The organism is Lutispora sp. QWL-02 (genome assembly GCF_058315355.1).
In genome coordinates, this window is sequence record NZ_CM177762.1 from 4,334,905 (window position 1) to 4,354,985 (window position 20,081).

Genomic DNA, 20,081 nt, shown 5'->3' on the forward strand with positions numbered 1-20,081 from the left:
GAGAAAGTCCCATCTATGAGAATTATCTCGTAGATGGGACTGATTTTATATGTGCTGCATTTACCGGATGCCTATTTATCTAAATTCAAAAGTCTAAATAATACTACGGCGGCTTCTGCCCTGCTCGTATTAGACAGCGGGTTGACATTGGTTCCGTCACCCTGAATGATGCCCAGTTCTACTACTCTGGCGATCGCATCCTGTGCATATCCTGAGATTTGCGCATTATCGGCAAATTTACTTAAATCTGCTTTGCCTTTCGTATTCTTTTTCGCTATCGTCAATGCGCGGTCTATCATTGTCATCATATCCTGCCTTGTTATTGCAGCGTCAGGATTTAGCTTGTTGCCGCCTACTCCTGTCAAAATACCAAGAGCCTTTGCAATAGCAATTTCGTTATAGTAATAATCTGACGCATTTACATCATCAAAATTACTATCAAATAAGGCCGTCAAGCCCAGAGCTTTTATCAATCCGTATGCGAAATCTGCTCTGGTTATATTTTTCTTCGGAGCAAAGTTTGTACCTTCAGCAGACCTTAGAATTCCTTTTGTAAGCAAGGCATTTATCTGTTCTTTTGCCCATTCATAGCCTTGCAGATCTGTGGCTTCTACAGGCTGCGGTGCCGGCTCAGTAGGCTGCACCGGTGGTTTAGTCGGAGTAGTAGGTGTGGTTGCCGATGGACTTCCTGAACCTCCGCCTGAGCCGCCTTTGCCGCCGCTGCCTCCTTTTCCTCCGTCATCCTCTTTATCGCCGGACTGCCTTTCCCTTATTATATTAATCGTTTTAGTCGCAACATTACCCGCGCCGTCTTCCGCTTCAATAACAATTGTATTGCTTCCAAGCTGCAGCACCGCATTGTGATTTAGAATGTATTCCGCAGGCTTCAAGCTTTCGAAGAATTCCATATCGGGTTCTATATTTGTCAGCATATCACTATTAAGCCTTACTCTCAGAATCGGTAAATTATCCGTTATTTTTGCCGATATTTTTATGCTGCCGGCTGTTGTATAACCAACATCTCCATTAGTGACAGTAATAAGCGGCTTTGTAGTATCTACGAATACCTTATGCAGAAAATCGATTTCGTTATTTGCTGAGTCTTTTGCTTCCACTCTTATTGAATGATAACCATCCTTCAGATTCAATGCAGCAGCAAAATACCATGCACCGTCTTCACTGTCCCAGTCAAGATCGACAGGTACACCATTAATCTTAAATGTATCAATAGATGATTCGTCTTTTACATAGCCCTCAAACACTATCTCAGATGTATTGTAAATCCCCATGAACTCCGGATCGCTTAGCATAACTGTGGGTATCGTTGTATCTCCCGGTTTTGCTCCCTTAGGCTCTTCTATCGGAGTCGGTTCTGAGGGGTCTACCGGCACCGTCCCAGGCTGTTTAGTCCCTTGAATTGTGATAGCTTTCGCAGCCTTATTCCATGCATAGTCATATGCTACTACCGCTACATCATGAGAACCTATTTCGAGGTTAAGCATTGAAGTATCAAATATTCCGTTATAACTACTATCGCTCACAAGCTTACCGTTTTCGTCGTATAAACCTAAAAGCTTCTTGCCTTTGTATAACTGATACATCATCATCGGATACTTTCCATCATTTGCAACGACTTCAAGCTTATTTTCAGCTTCATCATAATTAACACGGTCTATAACCGGAGTCGTTTTATCCACTCTCACTGGGAATGTTACCGTTTGCCATTCTGCATTTGGATAATCAATCTTCGTCTTGATCTCGTAGAAATAATTTCCCTCCGAAGCTATTTTATTATTTACCTTTCCATCCCAGCGCCACATATCATTTACTCTGTATATAGGATCTCTGCCTCCGTCAAAATAGTTCTTTACAATGTTGTTCTCCATAGCCAAGCTTCTTATCTTTTTGCGATTTGCATCAAGTATATTCATCTCAATATCTTTGGCATTTCTCAAGAAAGACAGTACAGGGATAACATTGTCCGCTGCTCCGTCTCCATTAGGCGAAAATGCAATATTTTTGGCTTCGAACACTTCCTTTCCAGGTTCGTCTTCTCTAAGTCCAAGCGTAAATAAATCTCCGGACCTCATGTCTTGCCAAGCCATAAGCGAACCTAAATAGAAGGGTTTACCTCCATTGCCATAAACTGTACCGTCTATAATAGATGCCTCATCCCATTTACCATAGAATCCCACATAAGGGATGCTTAGATCATTTTTATTGGCATCACCATTTATGTTGCACAATTGTACGAAGCCTTCTATAAATGCTCCATTTTCAAATATTTCTTCTAATGGAATATTGTCATACCAATCTATGGCATGAGTCAGATCAATTGTAACATCAAAGTTTACTGTTTCTCCGGTCTTTACCTCCAAATCTTTTATCTTTTTACCATTAGAAGTGAAGGATATGGGGAACTTCCCAAGCCACGGCTCATCATCGCTTGTAGTACCATCCTCATATACACCTTGAGGTTCTGTACGGTTATAACCATCTTCATCAACTAAATCAGTTGTTACTGTTCCATACACAGCATAAGCAACCGTTGCATTACTGAAGTTTGTGACTGCTAAAGTAAAGGTCGTTATGCCACCTATTTCTTTAAGGTTGACCTTGCTGAGTCCCGTCGCCTTATCAGTAATGACAGCCGGAGTCGTGGCAGCAGCATAGATGTCCATCATTCCTGCGCCTTGCCTTCTCGGCGAGGTGTAATTGCCCAATCCATAGTAGTCGTTATACAATCCCGCGTCAGCAACTGGATGTGCCGTACTCATTATAAGATTTTTAGCCATTTCCACCTTGGCTTTTCCCGAAAGGTTAGGGAATTCTTTATTAACTCTCTGCAATACCAAGGCCGCTCCGCCGGTCACATGAGGTGCAGCCATTGAGGTACCGCTCATATACTGATAGCCGTCATTCTGTGCGGTCGAATAAATATTCCCTCCGGGTGCAGTGATCTCAGGCTTAAAGTCCAGGTTCGGAGTCGCTCCCCACGATGAAAAATCGGATAGCGTTCCGGATGTTGGGTCTATACTTTCATCCGTAGTTGCAACATCAATCTTTATAGAACCACCGGCTGATGCCAATGCAGTCTCAAGTTCCTCACCATCTTTTTTCCCAATCAACATAAATGGTATGTCCCATCCGCCTTGATCATAGTAGAAAGTCGCTTTATCATCATGGTTGTATACTATTATGCCGGCAGCACCTTCCTTTGCAGCATATTTTGTTTTATCAACAAAAGTAATGCCTTTTCCTCTCTGTACAAGCACTATTTTTCCTGTTACATCTATACCTTGATAGCAATCGGGTTCGCCATACTTGTCACCCCCTATAGCTACCAGTTCATGCTCACCATCCAATTGTCTATCTTCCCAGCTATCTTTACCATAGCCCGTGATATTTTTTGAGCCATATACAGCATCAGTTACAGTTACGGTATTCTCATACAGATAAAGCTTGTTATTTGCGGATGCAACTTGAATTGACTCGGCGGTCAATCCCGGAGATCCCACAACTCCTATGTCCGGATTCGATGCATATGGATAATTCCAACCATATCCAAAGTATGCAGAATTTCCTGCCGATATGGATACAAGCACACCGTTTTTCACTGCTCTTGTCACTGCTGCCTGCTCCAGATTATCCTCTACAAATGAAGCTGTCGAGCCCAAGCTCATATTTATTACATCCGCTCCAAGTGCAACGGAATCATCTATTGCCTTTATTATAATATCTCCGAAAGTAGAAGGCATTGCGGGATTATTTCCGAATACTTTCATTGCCAGTAATTGTATCTCGGGTGCAATACCCTTAATACCCCCATTGTTCTCATTGCCATTGGCCCCTACTGTTCCTGCCACGTGCATTCCATGTTCTGAAGCATCAGGTCCCAAATCCAATATTTCTAGATTTTCATCCATATAGTTATACCCATATGGCACCTTTGGTGTTCGATAAGTTCCGGGAAGCTTATCAGGAATCTTTGCTTCTGTCAGCTTTGCCTTTGACTTATTTGTAAGAACCATATCTTTATGTGAAGGATCGATGCCCGTATCTATAATTGCTGCTACCATACCTTCACCATTGTATCCCAGATTGCCCCATGTCTCCTTAGCCCTTATAATATCTTTGCTGTTAATCATTTCTGGTTCCGGTCTTGCGTATTCATTTGCTATGAATACATTTTCTACGCCCTGTACTGCTTCAAGCATTTTAGCTTCCTTATAGGTCGTAGTACCGCTGAAGCCATTTACTACATTTGTAAAGCTTTGATGATATTCAATATCTATGCCTTTGACTTTAATATTGCTTTTAACTGTCGCTTGCCTATCTTGCAAGCTCTCTGTTACTTTTAGAGATTCAATCTTGCTCAGCCTATCCAGTTTTACATTCTTTTCCGTTGCATATTCTATAAGCGGCTTATCTCCAAGCTCTACAATGATTCTTACCTTGTCACTATCCTTCAGCCCTTTAGCTCTTGGATCCAGTGTAATGCTTCTGCCGATCTTCTCATCGGCCGAGCGTGCTTTTGTATGATCCCCCAAAAATTTACTACTCAGCTTATCAGAGGGACCTGCAAACACATTTGTTGTCATACTAAACAGCATAACAAACGCGAGCATTAGCGAAAATATTCTCTTGGTTTTCAATTCTTTTCCCCCTTATTAATATAATTTACTCAATCAGCATATTTTTTTAAAATCTCTCCCCTTTCTTTAGAAATTGGCTGATTGACGCATTCGCCCTTTTGCTTAGTCCTCTGCTTTGATCCAAAAGTGTATCCAATACATTAAATTTATAAGGTTCCATCAATATAGCTTTATCTATTTCAACCTTTATAGATTTGTATGTAATAACCTGCAGAACCTTTTGCTTGGAATCCGGCTTGTTAATCTTCAGATAAATATCATAGTTCCCGCTTGAAGACTCAAGAATTTTTTCTATGCTCATACTGTAACCGGAGGTAGGGAATTCCCTTGTAATCATTATCAGCACTTTATCACCCTTTATTTCTATCTTTACCGCTTCCTTCTGTCCGGAGTATGCATTGAGATTTTTCTGAACCACAAAGGGGATTAGCTTTTTATTCATTTGCAACTCTCCTTTATATCTTTGCAGAAGTAATATAGCTTGAACTTGTGATACAGCCATATCCGGTCTGAATGTTCCATCGATATGGCCATTCACTATTCCTAAACGATTTGCTTCCAAAGTATAAGCAATATCTTCTTCATTCATCTTGTTCAAATCCTTAAAAGCATTTTCATTTGTCTGGGGAAGCTTTATTTCCTTAAACAAGCCCAATGTTTTCATCATCAGTTTCACTGCTTCCAGGCGTGAAATAGGCTTGTCTCCATCGATATCATCTTTCTTGATTATCCCCTCATTTTGGAAATATGACAGCGCAGTATCAAAATCCGCATGCTTATCGCTTTTCAAAGTTGAATCATAAGAGGATATAACATTATATAGGGATACCAAAAATCTCTCCGTATTTATGTTCTCATCCGGAGTAAATTTATCATTCTCTTCTTTAATAAATGAAATATAATCGTTAAGAAAGTCTTTGTCGATAAGCTTTTCTGCCCAGTGCCCGGAGAGACTTGTATCAATATCAGCAAAAATTAGAGGGCACATCACAAATATGACTGCAATCACCAATATAAGTATTAAAGCCCTTTTTATCATAATACCACCACATCCACATATTTTTATGTCATACTAATGTATTTTGGCATTTTTAGAAACCTTTTTCTTATATTACATTATTTTCATAACTTATTCAAGTTATACTTGTCGATTTGAATAAATAAATTTTTTTGGGCAATATCCAAATGGTAAAAACCCTTTATGCAATAGTTATAGAGCTTAATGAAAAAAGGCCGGGTTAACCGGCCTTTTAGTTTAAACTATTCAATCACATACTCTAATAACTTCACTATCATCTTGGCTGCCGCTGCTCTTATTGCATTGCCCCTTGGGTCAAAGTTTCCACTGCCTGTGCCGGAAATGATGCCTAAGGCTTTTGCAGCGGCAACTCCTTCCTTTGCATAGGATGAGACATTGTCCATATCTGCAAAATCTGCAGCTGCATCTTTGTACTTGCCCATCTTAAGCTCATAAGCTCTCATAATCATAACAGCCATTTGCTCTCTCGTCACTGTTTGGTCAGGCATAAAGCTTCCCTTGCCATCACCCTGGATGATTCCTGATTCTGCTGCCGCAATTATTGCTTCGGTAAACCATTGGCCTCCCTTTACATCGTTAAAGGGATTGGCGGATGATTTTGCCTCAAGTCCTAATGCTCTTGCTATGAAAGCAGCAAATTGAGCTCTTGTAACTGTCCCCTCCGGATTGAAGCTATTCTCTCCAATGCCTGTGGTTATACCTCTTGCAGCCAGTATATCCACATACTCTTCTGCCCATCCGTATTTATCCATGTCCTTGAATTTCTTGTTGTATTCAAGAATTAAGAATTCGCCAAAGCTTTCAGATTTAAAGCTTACAATACCCTTCTTGGAAATATTGCTGCCATTGATATATACAAGCTTATCTCCCTGCTTGATATATACTCCTGCCTTAAGTCTGTTCTTTATCATCCTTGGCAATGCTCCTAGGTCGACCTCCATTGCCACTTTCTTTGAGGATTTAATCTCCTTACTGCCTGCTGTGATCTTGAATTCCAAGGTCTTGATATTTGTATAGCCTTCATAGCTCTTAGCATCGGCTTTTTCTTTAAAAGTAATGCTTATCTTGTCTTGTCCTTGAAGCTCATCCTTTAAAGAAGATAGGTCGATTTTTGCTTTCAAATCACCATTCTTTATAACAACTTCAATCTTCTTATCTATCAGCTTATCTATGATGGTCTTGCTTAATTCTAAGGAGCCATCTTTGGAGGTCTCTAATTCTACCTGCTTTAGTCCTTTATTTAAAGCCGCATCTATCTTTGTGTTTATGGGGTCAGCCGGTGCGGCCGGTGTACCGCTTGCGCCGGACCCTCCTCCGGATCCTCTGGAGCCACCAGAGCCTCCATTGCCTCCGCCGCCGGTACTCTCATATTTTGTTGTAAATGTATAGATATAATCCTTATCCAGATATAAGCCTGCAGATGATTTTATTCCGGATTTGATTGTAACTTTATATTGGGTTGATGCCAATAAGCTTCCATCAGGAATAATTGTCAGTTTGCCACCCGATGCTTTAAGGATTATTTCTTTTGGATCTCCTGAAACAGTAGTTAGCTTAATGTTTTTATCATTTATAGAATCAGCATCTAAATCTTTATCAAAGGTTACTTCTATCTGGGTATTCTTATCTACATTTGTTGCTTTGTCTGCTGGTACTATTCCGGAAATCTTCAGATATTCAGTCTTAATATTTTCATTTGTCACAAAGCTGAAAGCATATCTGTAAAGCTCTCTGGATGTATTGCTCCTATCCTTTTTATCCTTTATTCCGCTTAAAACAACATTATATGCTTCTCCATGCTTTAATGCGGATGCAGGTGTAAATACAGCTCTCGTATCATTATCTGTAAAGCTTATGATACCATTGACAGCTTTACCTTCTCCATCAGTAACTTTGAATGTATCAACGGTGATGGCAGATGTATCCATAGGCTTTGTAAATACTACTGCCACCGGAGCATCTGTGCCTGCACTACCACCGTTTAACGGCATTGTACGGCTTACTTCCGGTATGGATACATCTATAAGCCCGATATTTACATCCATTCTCGGCGGCGGTATTATGATGCTCTTGAGGTTTGCATCTTCATCCAGGTCAGTAATATGAGCTTCATAGCCGTCTTTTTGTACTTTTATCCTATATTCTCCGTCCGGCACCATCCAGCCATATTTGCCTTCGTTGTCAGTAATCTGCGGGTTTATTTGACCATACTTGGCTGCATCCCATTTCACCCAGCTGCCCTTTTCTGTCTTAACTTCGCAGATTACCGTTGCACCTTCTATGCGCTCTCCCGTATATTTATCATATACATAACCGCTTGGGTCTATCAAAATAGTTATCTCAGCTATTATAAACCGCTTTCCGCTGTTCGTCACATAATAGAGCTTTTGTATGCCGGAGCCGCTCCAGCCCTCTATGACTTTACTCATGCAGCCATTATTATAAGCTGCCGTAAACTCTTTGCCGGCAAATTCAAAATGTCCCGGAATCTCACCCTGATCAAACTTCACCTTTACATCTATGGGCTTTCCATTGAGCTGCGGATCAACCCACACCGAGAATGCTGCTACTCCGGTTTCCTCATTCACGCCTATCTTCTGACCGCCCGGTGAAGTTACGATTATGTCTTCAATAGTAAGCGCATCATCCTTAACAGCTATCTCCGCATAATCTGATAAGCCTGTATCGCTCCCTTTTGTAACCTTTGCATAGAGCTTGTAGTTTCCTGCTGCAAGCCCGGCTTTGATATCGGTATAATACCATCTGCCGTTCGGCTTTGCAAAGGCTATTACCGCTTCTTTTCCATCAGCCGTATTCTTTGCTATAATACTCACATCGCTGCCCATTGTAGCCTCGCCGTATACCTTAAAGGCAGTACCTGACTTCACCTCTGCAGGTGCGTTTATTGTAGCCGATACCACATCCACATCTGCATAGCCTATAGGCGATGTATTGCCGTTATATATGGCTGACGCTTTTATAGTGATCCTGCTTCCGGCAAAATCATCTGCAACCTTTATGATAAATGTCAATTCGCCCTTTTCACCGGCCTTGAGCTTGGCTATTTTCTTCTCCAAGCTTCCCGAGCCGGAAACCAGAGAGGTACCCTCCGGTATGGAGGCTTTTATGGTCACATTACTGAGATCTGCCTCTTTGGTATTATGATAATTCACCCTTGCCGTAATATTTTTGCCCTTTTGTACATAGCTTACATCTGTCCTGACATTGTTGAAATTTCCGTTGAATATATCCCTGCTATAGGACTCAAGAGTTATATTGCCCAAGTCAATTGCTTGGCCTGCTTCCAGTTCTTCCTCAGTGATTGTCCTTTGAACATCTTTAGAATAATATCCGGATACTCCCCAAATATTAAACTGATATCCGCCAGCTCCAAAGGCTTTTGTAAATCTAAATACGCCATCCCTATCACTATTGGTGCTGCTCCAGCTCCAACTATCAATGCCCGATGCATATATGGCCGTTTCTATATTTTTGCCGTCGCTGCCTTTTATTACGCCTGACACATCAAGCTTTGTGTAGAGTATAAAGTCTGCATCTTCACCATCCGGTGTAATGCCGGTGTATCTTCTGTTTGCAGTTAACTGCGTGCTATTGTCGGTATATACATATACTGTATATCTCTCATCGCTCTTTGGAACCTCCAGAGTATATCGACCATCAGCACCTGGCCTGGCCCATCTGTATGAACCTTTTGTCCCGGCAGCATAAATTTCAACATTCTGAACGGGATTTCCGTTTTTATCCTTTACGCTTCCTTTGATCTCTCCCATGACAGGCACTGTAAACTCAATTTCTGTAGTTTTATCTTTAAATATTGTTATATGCTGCGCCTCATAGTAAGAGTAAGCGCCGTAGTATAATGCAATGCTATAATCCGCCGCAGGAATATCATTAATTACAGCTTCGCCATTATCAACGGTAGTACCATTAAAGTATTGGCCTATATCCCAATTTGATATATAAATGTCTGCACCTTTTACTGGATTATCTTCGGTATCCTTTACCGTTACTTTCAGATTCCCTACATCTTTATACTTGTCCGCAAACACAATATCCTGGCCTATGTCAGCCGTTCCTACAGCAAGCTCAATTTCTAAATCTATATACCCTCTGGGAGCATAAGATAATAATCTATAGTCCCCTTCCGGCACAGCATTAAAGCTATAGCGTCCGTCGCCGTCAGCATAAGTCCAGCTGTAGTCTATATATTCCTCCCCTGCCTTCTTCTGGAGGAGAACAGCCTGGTACCTTACTCTGTCTCCATTTTCCTTTTCTACCAAACCGTATAGCTTTGCCAGCCTTTTTATCGATATATTTTTCACTGCTTTTTCGGATACATTGCCTGCAAAGTCTTCAAAGAAAAATTCTATTCTATCTACATCAGCATATTCTTCAGTAATCTGGATCCATCTGGAAAACTCATATTTATCATTCTCAGACTTTATATATCCCAATGATGCTGTATCGATTTTTTCGGAGCCTTTATATAAATCCGCATATGCTTTTATTGATTTTTCAGCACCTTTAGCAAACAGCTCCACATATCCTCCCTGTGCGGGCTCTCCATTCACTCCCACCTCGCTGGGTGCAGCAGGTGCAACGGTGTCAAGCCAAATGCCTGCGGTTATGACAGAAGATTCTTTGCCATCCATTTGCTTAAACTTCAGATATACATTTTTAAAGCCGTTTTCCTTATCCAGAGTCCAGTTCATCACAGAAGAAACATTTTGATATGGAGCTGTGCCCAATGCCTCTGCCGTGTTTGCTATTTTTACCAAGTTATACCCTGCAGCATCGATGTAAAGCTTAACCGTCTCCGATGCAGTGTATAGCTGTCCGCTGTTTATATAGACCTTCGGCACCCCTACGGCAGGCGATTGGGAAGGAAGGTTTCTTTTTCTCAACATAGTTCTTCCCATTATGGTCTCATCGGCTTTATGGATATAAAGCTCATAGTCGCCCATGGGCAAATCATCTATCAAAGCTTTATCAAATATCAATCTGCCCGATGCATCAGGCTTGCCTGCACTTATGGTCTTTAGCAGCCTCTTATCGACGTTATCATCCTTATTGTACTCGTACAAATAAATCTTGTATTCGACATTCGGATTATAATTCAAAGTAGATATCCTGTAATCCTTTTTATCATAAGAAGATGTGCCTATAACGGCGGGATTGGAGGAAACCAATAGCTCCTGAGTCCCTTCATAATATGGGTTCTTAATCTCTTTACCGTCATAATAGACCTTGACATGATAATAAGCCTCGGGCAGATCATTATCGAAGCGCATGAATAGACCGCTATTGTATTCCTCTGCCCCATCGGTCACAGGTTTTAGAACATGTTCTTCCCCATCCATTGTGACAGCTTTTACTGTAATCTTCGAAGGCTCTACATTTATAGCATCGTATATGTCTAAAAAGAACTCTCCAGCCTTTGGTGAAAGCTTCCAATCCATGCTAAGACCATTAAAATACATATCAGAAGTTATAGTAAAGGGTAAGGAGGTTATATTATTATCTTCATAATATACCGCTACGCAATAATCTCCATCAGGCAGTTCCCCTATATTGAACAGGGCTTGGGCATTTTTGATCAAGCCGTCAGAAATTTCAAATTCAGCCGTATCTGCCGCCTTATCGCCTATCTCATAGTCTCTATATTTATATCCATTCTCATCTTTATATTCTCGGAACTGGACTTCATGGATCTCAGCCTTTAGCTTTGCTTTATCAGCCACATTATATATGCCATCCATGTATACATGCAAGTCCTTAACCTTTGAAGGAACTAAACCTATATCCCACAGGAACTCACCATTATCATCAAAATATTCATGCCATACGCATTCTTCTATATAGAATCCATTTACTAAAGGCTTATCTGTAACCGTTATCCTATTAGCATTGGTTCTTATTTCATTGCCATCGTGAGTTAACCTTATAGTATATACTCCAGCCTTTAGAACCTCTCCGGCATTGATCTTCATAGTGCCTGCCAAATCCATCCTAATGCTGTAATAGTCGCTGTAATAATCTCGCGGCTCCAAAGCAATTAAAGATTTATCTGCCTTTCCTACAATTTTACCCTTGCTGTCCAGCATTTCTATAGCTATCAAATCCTCGCTTAAAAGCGCATTATCAATCCTCATAAAGAAATCAAATTCTGTCATATTGATTGGAATCCTGCGGGGAGAGCTATAATATGCGCTAACTTCTTTGGGCCGTGTATAATTTATGTCAAACCAATGTCCGTATAAATATTCATCATTCTTATAGATAAAAAGGTCATATTGGCCCGGTCCTATCGGCTCTTTAAAGTCAAAGATCAATTGCCCCTTGCTGTTACATATTGCAATAGCTGTTTTTATAACAGGATTTTCACTATTATAACGGTATCTCAGTTCACCCTTTATAACTTCACCTGCATCTATATTTATCACATCAGCGATGATCTTGCCTGCTGCCGCACCCGAAGTATCGATGCCTATGATTCTTGGGTTATCCGCAGTATAAAAAGTTGCAGCCTCTGCCTGGTTAATAAGCTCGGGGCCATAATTAGATATTCTTACCGTGTAACCTTCTCTGCTCTTGACAGTTTTCCCCGGCAGAACTTCCATGCTATATTTAATCCCTGCTGCTTTCCTTGTCTCGTCATAATAATTGTAGCTGCTGCTTACAGATTCAGCTATTATTTGCTTTTGGCCGTCCAGCAATTGTAATTTGATATCTTCTTTTTTTCTTATATTATAAGCGGAAACATTGAGCTTAAAGCTTTCATTGCCTTGTATCAAAGGCCGTTCATCGTATGTATATATTGATCTGACTACCGGTTTGTCCGTGAATTGAACTTTTATTGGATAGGGTAATGCTTCTTTATCTGTTGCATCATCGTAGACCATCAGCCTGTATTTGTCTGCTTCAGTTGTAACCTCATTTGTCATAAATAAATCTGCATATAAATATTTCCTTAGAAAATGGATATCTCGAAATTCATCATATATAGCAGAACCGCCCCCATATAGCTCTGCATTCGGATAGTTATTTATTTCATTAGTGAAATATAGGTTGTCTTGTTTGTCTTTTATCTCTACTCTGTAATAATTACCTTCTTGTCCAAAATATTCGCCCAAGGCATCAATCTCTGCTCCTAATTGAACAGAATGATTGGGCAGATACAAAGTATTATTATAAACAAAATCCTCATAATAATATTCTTGTTCTATCTCATTAAACTTATATTCTACGCCATCCAAAGTTGCACTGAAGTTTATAACATATCTACCCGCCTCAAAAACACCCTCAGGTATACCCATAAATCTGATACCGTATACTCCGCCTTCATCTTCCTGTACATAAATATGTAAATCCGTAACAGCAATTGTTTTATCTGAGCCTTTTTCTTTCATGACAAAAGAATAAACTCTTTTTTCTTTTTGTGTTTTCATGAAGGCATTAATAAAGTCCTTGTCATAGGTGTAGATAATAGCCGGAGTATTTCCCTTATAGCAAAACTCTATACCCTTCCATCCTCCGAGCTCATACACCGACTCATATACGGCCTCATTAACCTGCATGCTTGAAGACATCATACTGAATTCTGCAGGTATAAACTCCTTTCCTTCTTTAATATGAGAGCCTCTGCCGCCCTCTGCTGCAGGAACATCAATGATTTGTGCCTCTGCAAAGGTTGATTCTGACTGTTCTGTCATAGAACTTTCGCCATAGGCTTCCCCGGTGATCGGCAAAAAAGTAGAAAAAACCATAATTAATGCGATAAAGATAGCCAGTGCCGATCTCGAACCACTCTTGCTTTTTAACATTTTAACCCTCCTTTTTTATATTTTAATATACAGCGCTGATTAGATTATAATGCAATTTGTGACACCAGTAAATAGCCAATTATGTCACATTTTGTCACTTAAGATCATAGATTACATATAGCATGAGGGAGCGGCAACCGCTCCCTCATGTTTCTTACTCTATTGAAATAACCTTAAACATCTTGCCTCTTTGATAAATATTGAAGCCGCTCTGGAAATACCCCTTAACCTTTATTTCCTTTCCAACCATATTGTCCAACATTTTATTTATTGTTCTGTCCTTTTCATCCGCAATCAATACATATATGCCTTCACTGGTCTCAAGCTCATAATGCCTGCCCTCTATATCGCTGATTACAAGCTTGCCGCTTGCCATAGAAGGCAAATCAATTAGCCCCATGCTTTCCATTATTCTTCTCACCATCACTGCGGCCTCAGCCCTGGTCACATATTTTTTGCCGCTGAAGTTGCCTTCGCCGTCACCTGTCATTATGCCTTTTTCATATGCTGCGGCAACATCCTTGGCAGCCCAGGCAGATATCTGCTCTTTATCCTTAAAGGCCGTTTCCGAAACATCAAACTCTGGTTTTATGTTTATCATCCTGGCTATCATGGCTGCCATCTCTTCCCTGCTCACAGGCTTCTCAGGCCTGAAGGTGCCATCAGATAGCCCTGTTATTATCCCTTCCTGCACTGCTGCTCCTATATAGAGACGATCTTCACCTATTACGTATACATCCTTAAAGGATACCGAGGCTGCATCTGAAAGCCTTATATTCCTATGGGGCGCTTGCATTAGCACCTTTACCAGCATCTTGACAAGCTCTTCCCTGGTAATATATTCATCGGGCTCAAACTTATCATTCCTGCCCTCTGCAATATGCTTGAAAATCAAAATGTCAATGTCATCCTTGGCCCAGTGATTTTTGCTATCCTCAAAATCTTTGGTGTAGGCCATCACTGCATATTTGCTGAAATGATCGGTCATGAAGGTTATGGTATTATTGAATGAGTCATATACACCACCTGCATAATCCCATCGCTTGGCCTTTTCATCAAATCTGTATACACCTAATTTATTTCTCCCGTATTTATCAACATCTTTGCTATCCAGCCTTATGCTCACTTTAATCTTTTTATTGAAGCCCTCTATATTTTTATTCTTGCTGCCATCCTTAGCCGATGCTGTAAAATCAAACATCTTTCCGTCTATAGCAGCAAGCTCTTTAGCATTAAGAAGCTTCTTGGTTTCTTCGGAGCTCAATCTCTGAGCTTTGATATTGAAAATAGATGTTTTGCTTGATAAATAATCCTTCAGTTCATCCATTTCAAAGGCAGCCGGAGGTATATAGAATATAACGTCATTTCCTCTTATATTAAGCCTCTTCTGCAGTTTGGTCAGCTTTGACAAGATATCAAAGGACATAGAAGCAGATTGAACATCATTGCTGCCATGGGCCTTTACCTCTACTATATCCGATGTATTGTTTAGTTGCTTAGTGATATCCGCATCGACACTATCGGTCGACTTAGCTTCAGTTGCAGCGGTGCTGACGCTGCTCCCGCCACCTCCGCCACCGCCGCCTCCGCCGGAACTTCTGCCACCAGAACCGCCAGAACCACCACTACCGCTGCCATTGCTGTTTCCGCCCGGCGTTGGAGTTGCAGCAGATGTATCAACAATAATCTCGGATGCTGATGCATTTCCCCATTTATCAATTGCCTTTATCTTATATGTATATCTAGTGTCACTTGCCAATCCACTATCTGTGAAGCTATTATCTTTAGTCTTTAAGAACTCGGCATAGCTTCCGCTCCCCGTCTTTCTCTCTATGATATATTTCTCAAAGTCTCCTGCTTTAACTCCACCCCATGTAAGTGTTACGCTTGAACCTGATTTAGAAGCTTTGAGATTTGAAGGCTTTTGAGGTGCTATGGCCTTCAACGCTGCAAAAGCGTCTGCCATTCCTCCGGCAACTGTTTTACCTTCTAAGCTTTTCAATGGTTTTACCGTATCCATTATGGCAGCTTTGATCTGAGCCGGTGTCAGATCAGGATTCTTGCTCAACAGCAATGTGGCTATACCTGATACATGCGGAGCTGCCATGGAGGTGCCTTGCATGTAAGAGTAGGGGTGCACCACAGGCACATACTCCATAACTGGCTTTACATATTCGCTTGTATGAATAATAATATCTCTCCACTGGTTCTCTATGATATCATAAGACTTGCCTTGAAATGGTTCATCATTCCATTTTACTTCCTCATTGATGCCAAATTCCATACAATCGTCAATTTTCAAATATTCCTTAAATAATCTGCTGTCTTCTATGCCTAATAAAGCGTCTTCTCCTATCAATATGAACTTTTTATTATCCTCTAAGTATCGTATTATATTGCTCTGATCATTCTCGGTAAGCGTTGTTATACCTTGCTTGGGGTTTCCGAATGCTTTACCTGTGAGCCATATAACAGCACCATATGCTTTCATTTCGTCATAGAGCGGCCCATCAGCATATTTCATTACATCATTGCTTTCAGTTATATTTAAAAAGCCTAATCTATGCAAAATATCTAAATAGGCTTTACATGTATCAAGACCTTCCATATCGGTTTCATCATCATCTACTACCAATATCTTATCGTTTACATTAAGGTCCATCACTCTATTGCTAACTACTTTTTCGATGAAATCTAATTTATCATTCTCTACTATAAAATCACTGATATCAAAGGAAGAATAAAAAGCTTTATATCCATATACTGCATCGGTAACAGTTATTGCCGCGGTACCTCCTATGCTGGGCATAGTGCTTAAAATTCCCCACCCAGGTGCCCCTATGTCAACCGATAAAGAGCCATAGTTAGAAAAATCAGCCTTGTTGCCTCGATTATCCACTGCCCCTACAGATATAATATTTTCGCATTCAGAAGAAGCAGGATAGACAGGCTTATTGTCATTATCGTTATTATTATTCCCTGCAGCAAAAACGAATAATAGTCCTGATTCTTTTATAGCATTTTCTAATGCTTCATCCTTAGATTTTCCTGGATCTCCGCCCCAAGAACAATTTACTATATCAGCACCATTTGCTGCAGCATACTTTATTGCAGCAACCGCATCTGATGTATAACCCAATCCATTTGGTCCCAAAAATTTAAGAGGCATTATCTTTACATTGGGAGCAACCCCTATTACACCTATATCATTTGCCGATGCAGCAATGGTTCCGGCCACATGGGTACCATGAGTATCTCCATCTCGTTCATCGAACACTGTTTTATCACCATTATAAAAGTCCCAGCCATTTACGTCATCTATGTATCCATTGCCATCATCATCTATGCCATTACCGGGAATTTCATCAGTATTAACCCAAATATTATCCTTCAAATCCGGGTGATCAATATATATTCCCTCATCAATTACTGCAACAACAATATCGTCTCTGCCCGTAGTTATATCCCAGGCTTCCGGAGCCTTTATATCAATACCCTCTTCTCCTGCTTGTCCAAGTATCGTCTGGCCCCTATTATTAAATCCCCAAAGCTCATTATGGCGACTGTCACTGGGAACTATTAAAGGTTTATATATGTAGTTAGGCTGTGCATATTCCACTAAACCGCTTTTCATAAGCGATTTTACTGCGCTATCTACACTCATGCCTTTTCTCAGCTCATAGACTTCAATTCCATCATTCTCAAAAGATTTTTTTAGTCTTAGTCCTTTGCCAGATGAAAAAGAACTCATCTGGCCAGCTTGTACATCATCTTTGAATTTTACAATGATCTCTCCATCTTTATAAGGCCTGCTGCTTTTTTTGTCATATCCGGCTCTATCCGCAACAACAAAACTGGAAAGCAATATTGAAAATACAAAGATTAATACAATAAACAAGCTTAACTCTCTTTTTCTTTTTGCCAGCATGTCCCATGCCCCCTTAAAATTGTGTACTAAAATAATATCATTTTCTAACATTCTACCGTAATTGCCAAATTGCTACAACTATATTGCAAAAAGCACCATATTAATACAAATATGGTGTTACCTATGAATTGTGTGTCCTAATTAATAGCTCATAAGGCTAAAATTAATACTCTCTAAGTATTTCATTTTAGCTATACATTACGTTTTATAGACTTCTTTACGCCCTCAGATAAAACATCTGCAACGTAATCTATCTCCAAATCTCCCAAATCATTATAAAAAGGTAATGCTATGCAGCTTCTTCCGGCCGCAGCTGTGTTGGGATAATCCTCTTCCTTATAGCCAAACGATTCAACCATATATGGTTGAACATGTATAGGTGTAAAATAAGGACGGCAAGCAATGCCATTGGCTTTAAGATATTCCATTACATTATCTCTATCAATGCTTTCATCTAACCTTATAACATAAACAAACCAGCTCATCACAGTAGTATGTTCAGATGTATATGGAAGCTTAACACCCGGAATCCCCTTTAGCTTTTCATTATATTTATTAGCAACCTTATTTCTTCGTATAATAATATCATCCAGCCTATCCATTTGTACTGATCCAATAGCGGCATTTATTTCACTCATCCTATAGTTATAGCCTAACCTCTCATGATGAAGCCAGAATCCTGTTATCGCCCTTCCCTGAGATCTGTAGCTTCTACATAGCTCAGCTATATTATCATCATTAGTGACAATCATACCGCCTTCGCCCGTAGTAATCTGCTTATTAGGGTAAAATGCAAAACAAGCCGCATCAGCTAATGAGCCCGACTTAATGCCGCCATACTCAGATCCGATAGCTTCGCAAGAATCTTCTATGAGAATTAGATTATGCCTATCAGCTATCTCTCTTAACTTCTTCATATTCATTGGCTGTCCAAAGACATCAACAGCGAGTATAGCTTTTGTCCTTTCAGAAATATGCTCTTCCACTTTATTTATATCCATTTCAAGGCTCTTAGGATCAATATCTACGAATACAGGCTTTGCTTTCTCAAATAAAAAGCAATTTGTAGATGCAACAAAACTAAATGGAGTAGTTATAATCTCATCGCCTTCACCTATCCCAAAAGATCTAATTATCAGATGCAAAGCACTAGTACCGCTATTGACTCCTATGGCATGTTTAACTCCTACGTAATCAGCGACTTTTCTTTCAAACTCTTCAATTTTAGGACCTATGCTGAGCCATCCTGACTTCATCACTTCCACAACTGCATCAATTTCAGCTTGAGTTATATCCGGTCTAGCCAATTGCACTTTCATCATATGTACTCCAATCTATTTTTAATTGGCTTTGCTGGGCTCCCTACAGCAACGCAGTTAGCCGGTATGTCATTTATAACAGTAGCATTAGCTCCTATTACTGACCACTCGCCTATTCTTTTATTTTGTATAACTGTAGTTTTTGTACCCAACACAGCTCCTTCTCCTATTGTAACAAATCCTGACAAATTTACATTCCAATACAATGAAGCATAGTCTTTTATAGTAACATCATGGCCTATGCCGCATTGAGGATTCAATTGAACATGATTTCCTATCTTTATATTGCTGGTAATAACACAATTTGCTTGAATAATCACGCCTTTACCAAACTCAACATATTTAGATATAACGGCGCTAGGGTGGATTAAATTAGGATACACTACATCAGAATTTTGTATTTTATCAAGGATTTTCTTTTTTATCAGTCCATCTGAAATAGTACAGATTGCATATACTTCAGCCTTGTATTCATTAAGTATATTAATTCCACCCAATACAGTATGACCATGTATAGTCTTGCCATGTATAGACATGTTATCATCGACAAAGCCAATAATATTCCACTCATGATTCTTGCTGTTAATATCATCTATAAGGCATATTGTTTCACGCCCAACTCCGCCAGCACCTATTATGATAATATCCTTCATCACATTCCAACTCCATTATCATTGTATCCTTGAAACTTCTCCATTGTAGCATGGTTTTCAGATGATATGCCATCTCTTCTGAAAACCTTAATAACAGTCATAATCAATATCTTAAAATCAAGCCATAAACTCCAATTGTCAACATACCAAACATCCAGCTTAAACTTTTCCTCCCAGGATATTGCATTTCGTCCATTAACTTGAGCCCAGCCTGTAATACCAGGTCTCACTTCATGCCTTCTTGCCTGCTCAAGTGTATATTTATCTAAATATTCAACAAGCAGAGGTCTTGGGCCTACAAGGCTCATATCTCCTCTTAACACATTAAAAAATTCTGGAAGCTCATCTAGGCTTGTACTCCTTAGAAACTTACCAACAGATGTCAACCGTTCAGCATCAGAAAGCAGATTTCCATTCCTATCATTTGAATTTAACATGGTTCTAAACTTATATATATCAAATATTTTCCCATATAAACCTGGTCTGCTCTGCTTAAATAATATCGGAAAGCCAAAACTGAAAGCAACTACTATTGCCACAATGAAATATACAGGCAATAATAACATAATCAGCGTAAATGATGCGACTATATCAAAAAACCTTTTGAACTTTGACTTCATAAAAATGCTCCTCAGTATATATT

At 39.9% G+C, this 20,081-nt stretch carries 7 protein-coding genes; all 7 read right to left on the minus strand.

Annotated features, from left to right (window positions below; all coding sequences use genetic code 11):
• Positions 1-71 precede the first annotated feature (71 nt).
• Positions 72-4,655, minus strand: a complete 4,584-nt coding sequence (locus tag AC4HCY_RS20495) for a S8 family serine peptidase (protein WP_491095047.1) — start codon at positions 4,653-4,655, stop codon at positions 72-74.
• A gap of 46 nt (positions 4,656-4,701) precedes the next feature.
• On the minus strand, positions 4,702-5,694 hold the full coding sequence (locus AC4HCY_RS20500) for a protease complex subunit PrcB family protein (protein WP_491095048.1): 993 nt from the start codon (positions 5,692-5,694) through the stop codon (positions 4,702-4,704).
• 221 nt (positions 5,695-5,915) lie between these two features.
• Positions 5,916-13,538, minus strand: coding sequence for an S-layer homology domain-containing protein (locus AC4HCY_RS20505; RefSeq protein WP_491095049.1), 7,623 nt, complete (start codon positions 13,536-13,538; stop codon positions 5,916-5,918).
• A gap of 154 nt (positions 13,539-13,692) precedes the next feature.
• Positions 13,693-17,466 (minus strand): S8 family serine peptidase, encoded by a 3,774-nt coding sequence (locus AC4HCY_RS20510; protein WP_491095050.1) that lies wholly within the window; start codon positions 17,464-17,466, stop codon positions 13,693-13,695.
• A gap of 191 nt (positions 17,467-17,657) precedes the next feature.
• Entirely contained in the window at positions 17,658-18,785 is a 1,128-nt protein-coding gene (locus AC4HCY_RS20515) for a DegT/DnrJ/EryC1/StrS family aminotransferase (protein WP_255226685.1), read from the minus strand.
• On the minus strand, positions 18,785-19,438 hold the full coding sequence (locus tag AC4HCY_RS20520; protein WP_255226684.1) for an acetyltransferase: 654 nt from the start codon (positions 19,436-19,438) through the stop codon (positions 18,785-18,787). The genes AC4HCY_RS20515 and AC4HCY_RS20520 overlap by 1 nt, the downstream gene beginning before the upstream one ends.
• A complete protein-coding gene (locus AC4HCY_RS20525; protein WP_255226683.1) occupies positions 19,438-20,058 on the minus strand; it encodes a sugar transferase in 621 nt (206 codons plus the stop codon). Before AC4HCY_RS20525 ends, AC4HCY_RS20520 begins: the two co-directional genes overlap by 1 nt.
• Positions 20,059-20,081: the final 23 nt, after the last annotated feature.

Excerpts from the sequence above, each read along its gene's own strand:
- AC4HCY_RS20500 (WP_491095048.1), bottom strand. The coding sequence starts at position 5,694 with ATGATAAAAAGGGCTTTAATACTTATATTGGTGATTGCAGTCATATTT.
- AC4HCY_RS20505 (WP_491095049.1), bottom strand. The coding sequence starts at position 13,538 with ATGTTAAAAAGCAAGAGTGGTTCGAGATCGGCACTGGCTATCTTTATC.
- AC4HCY_RS20510 (WP_491095050.1), bottom strand. The coding sequence starts at position 17,466 with ATGCTGGCAAAAAGAAAAAGAGAGTTAAGCTTGTTTATTGTATTAATC.
- AC4HCY_RS20515 (WP_255226685.1), bottom strand. The coding sequence starts at position 18,785 with ATGAAAGTGCAATTGGCTAGACCGGATATAACTCAAGCTGAAATTGAT.
- AC4HCY_RS20520 (WP_255226684.1), bottom strand. The coding sequence starts at position 19,438 with ATGAAGGATATTATCATAATAGGTGCTGGCGGAGTTGGGCGTGAAACA.
- AC4HCY_RS20525 (WP_255226683.1), bottom strand. The coding sequence starts at position 20,058 with ATGAAGTCAAAGTTCAAAAGGTTTTTTGATATAGTCGCATCATTTACG.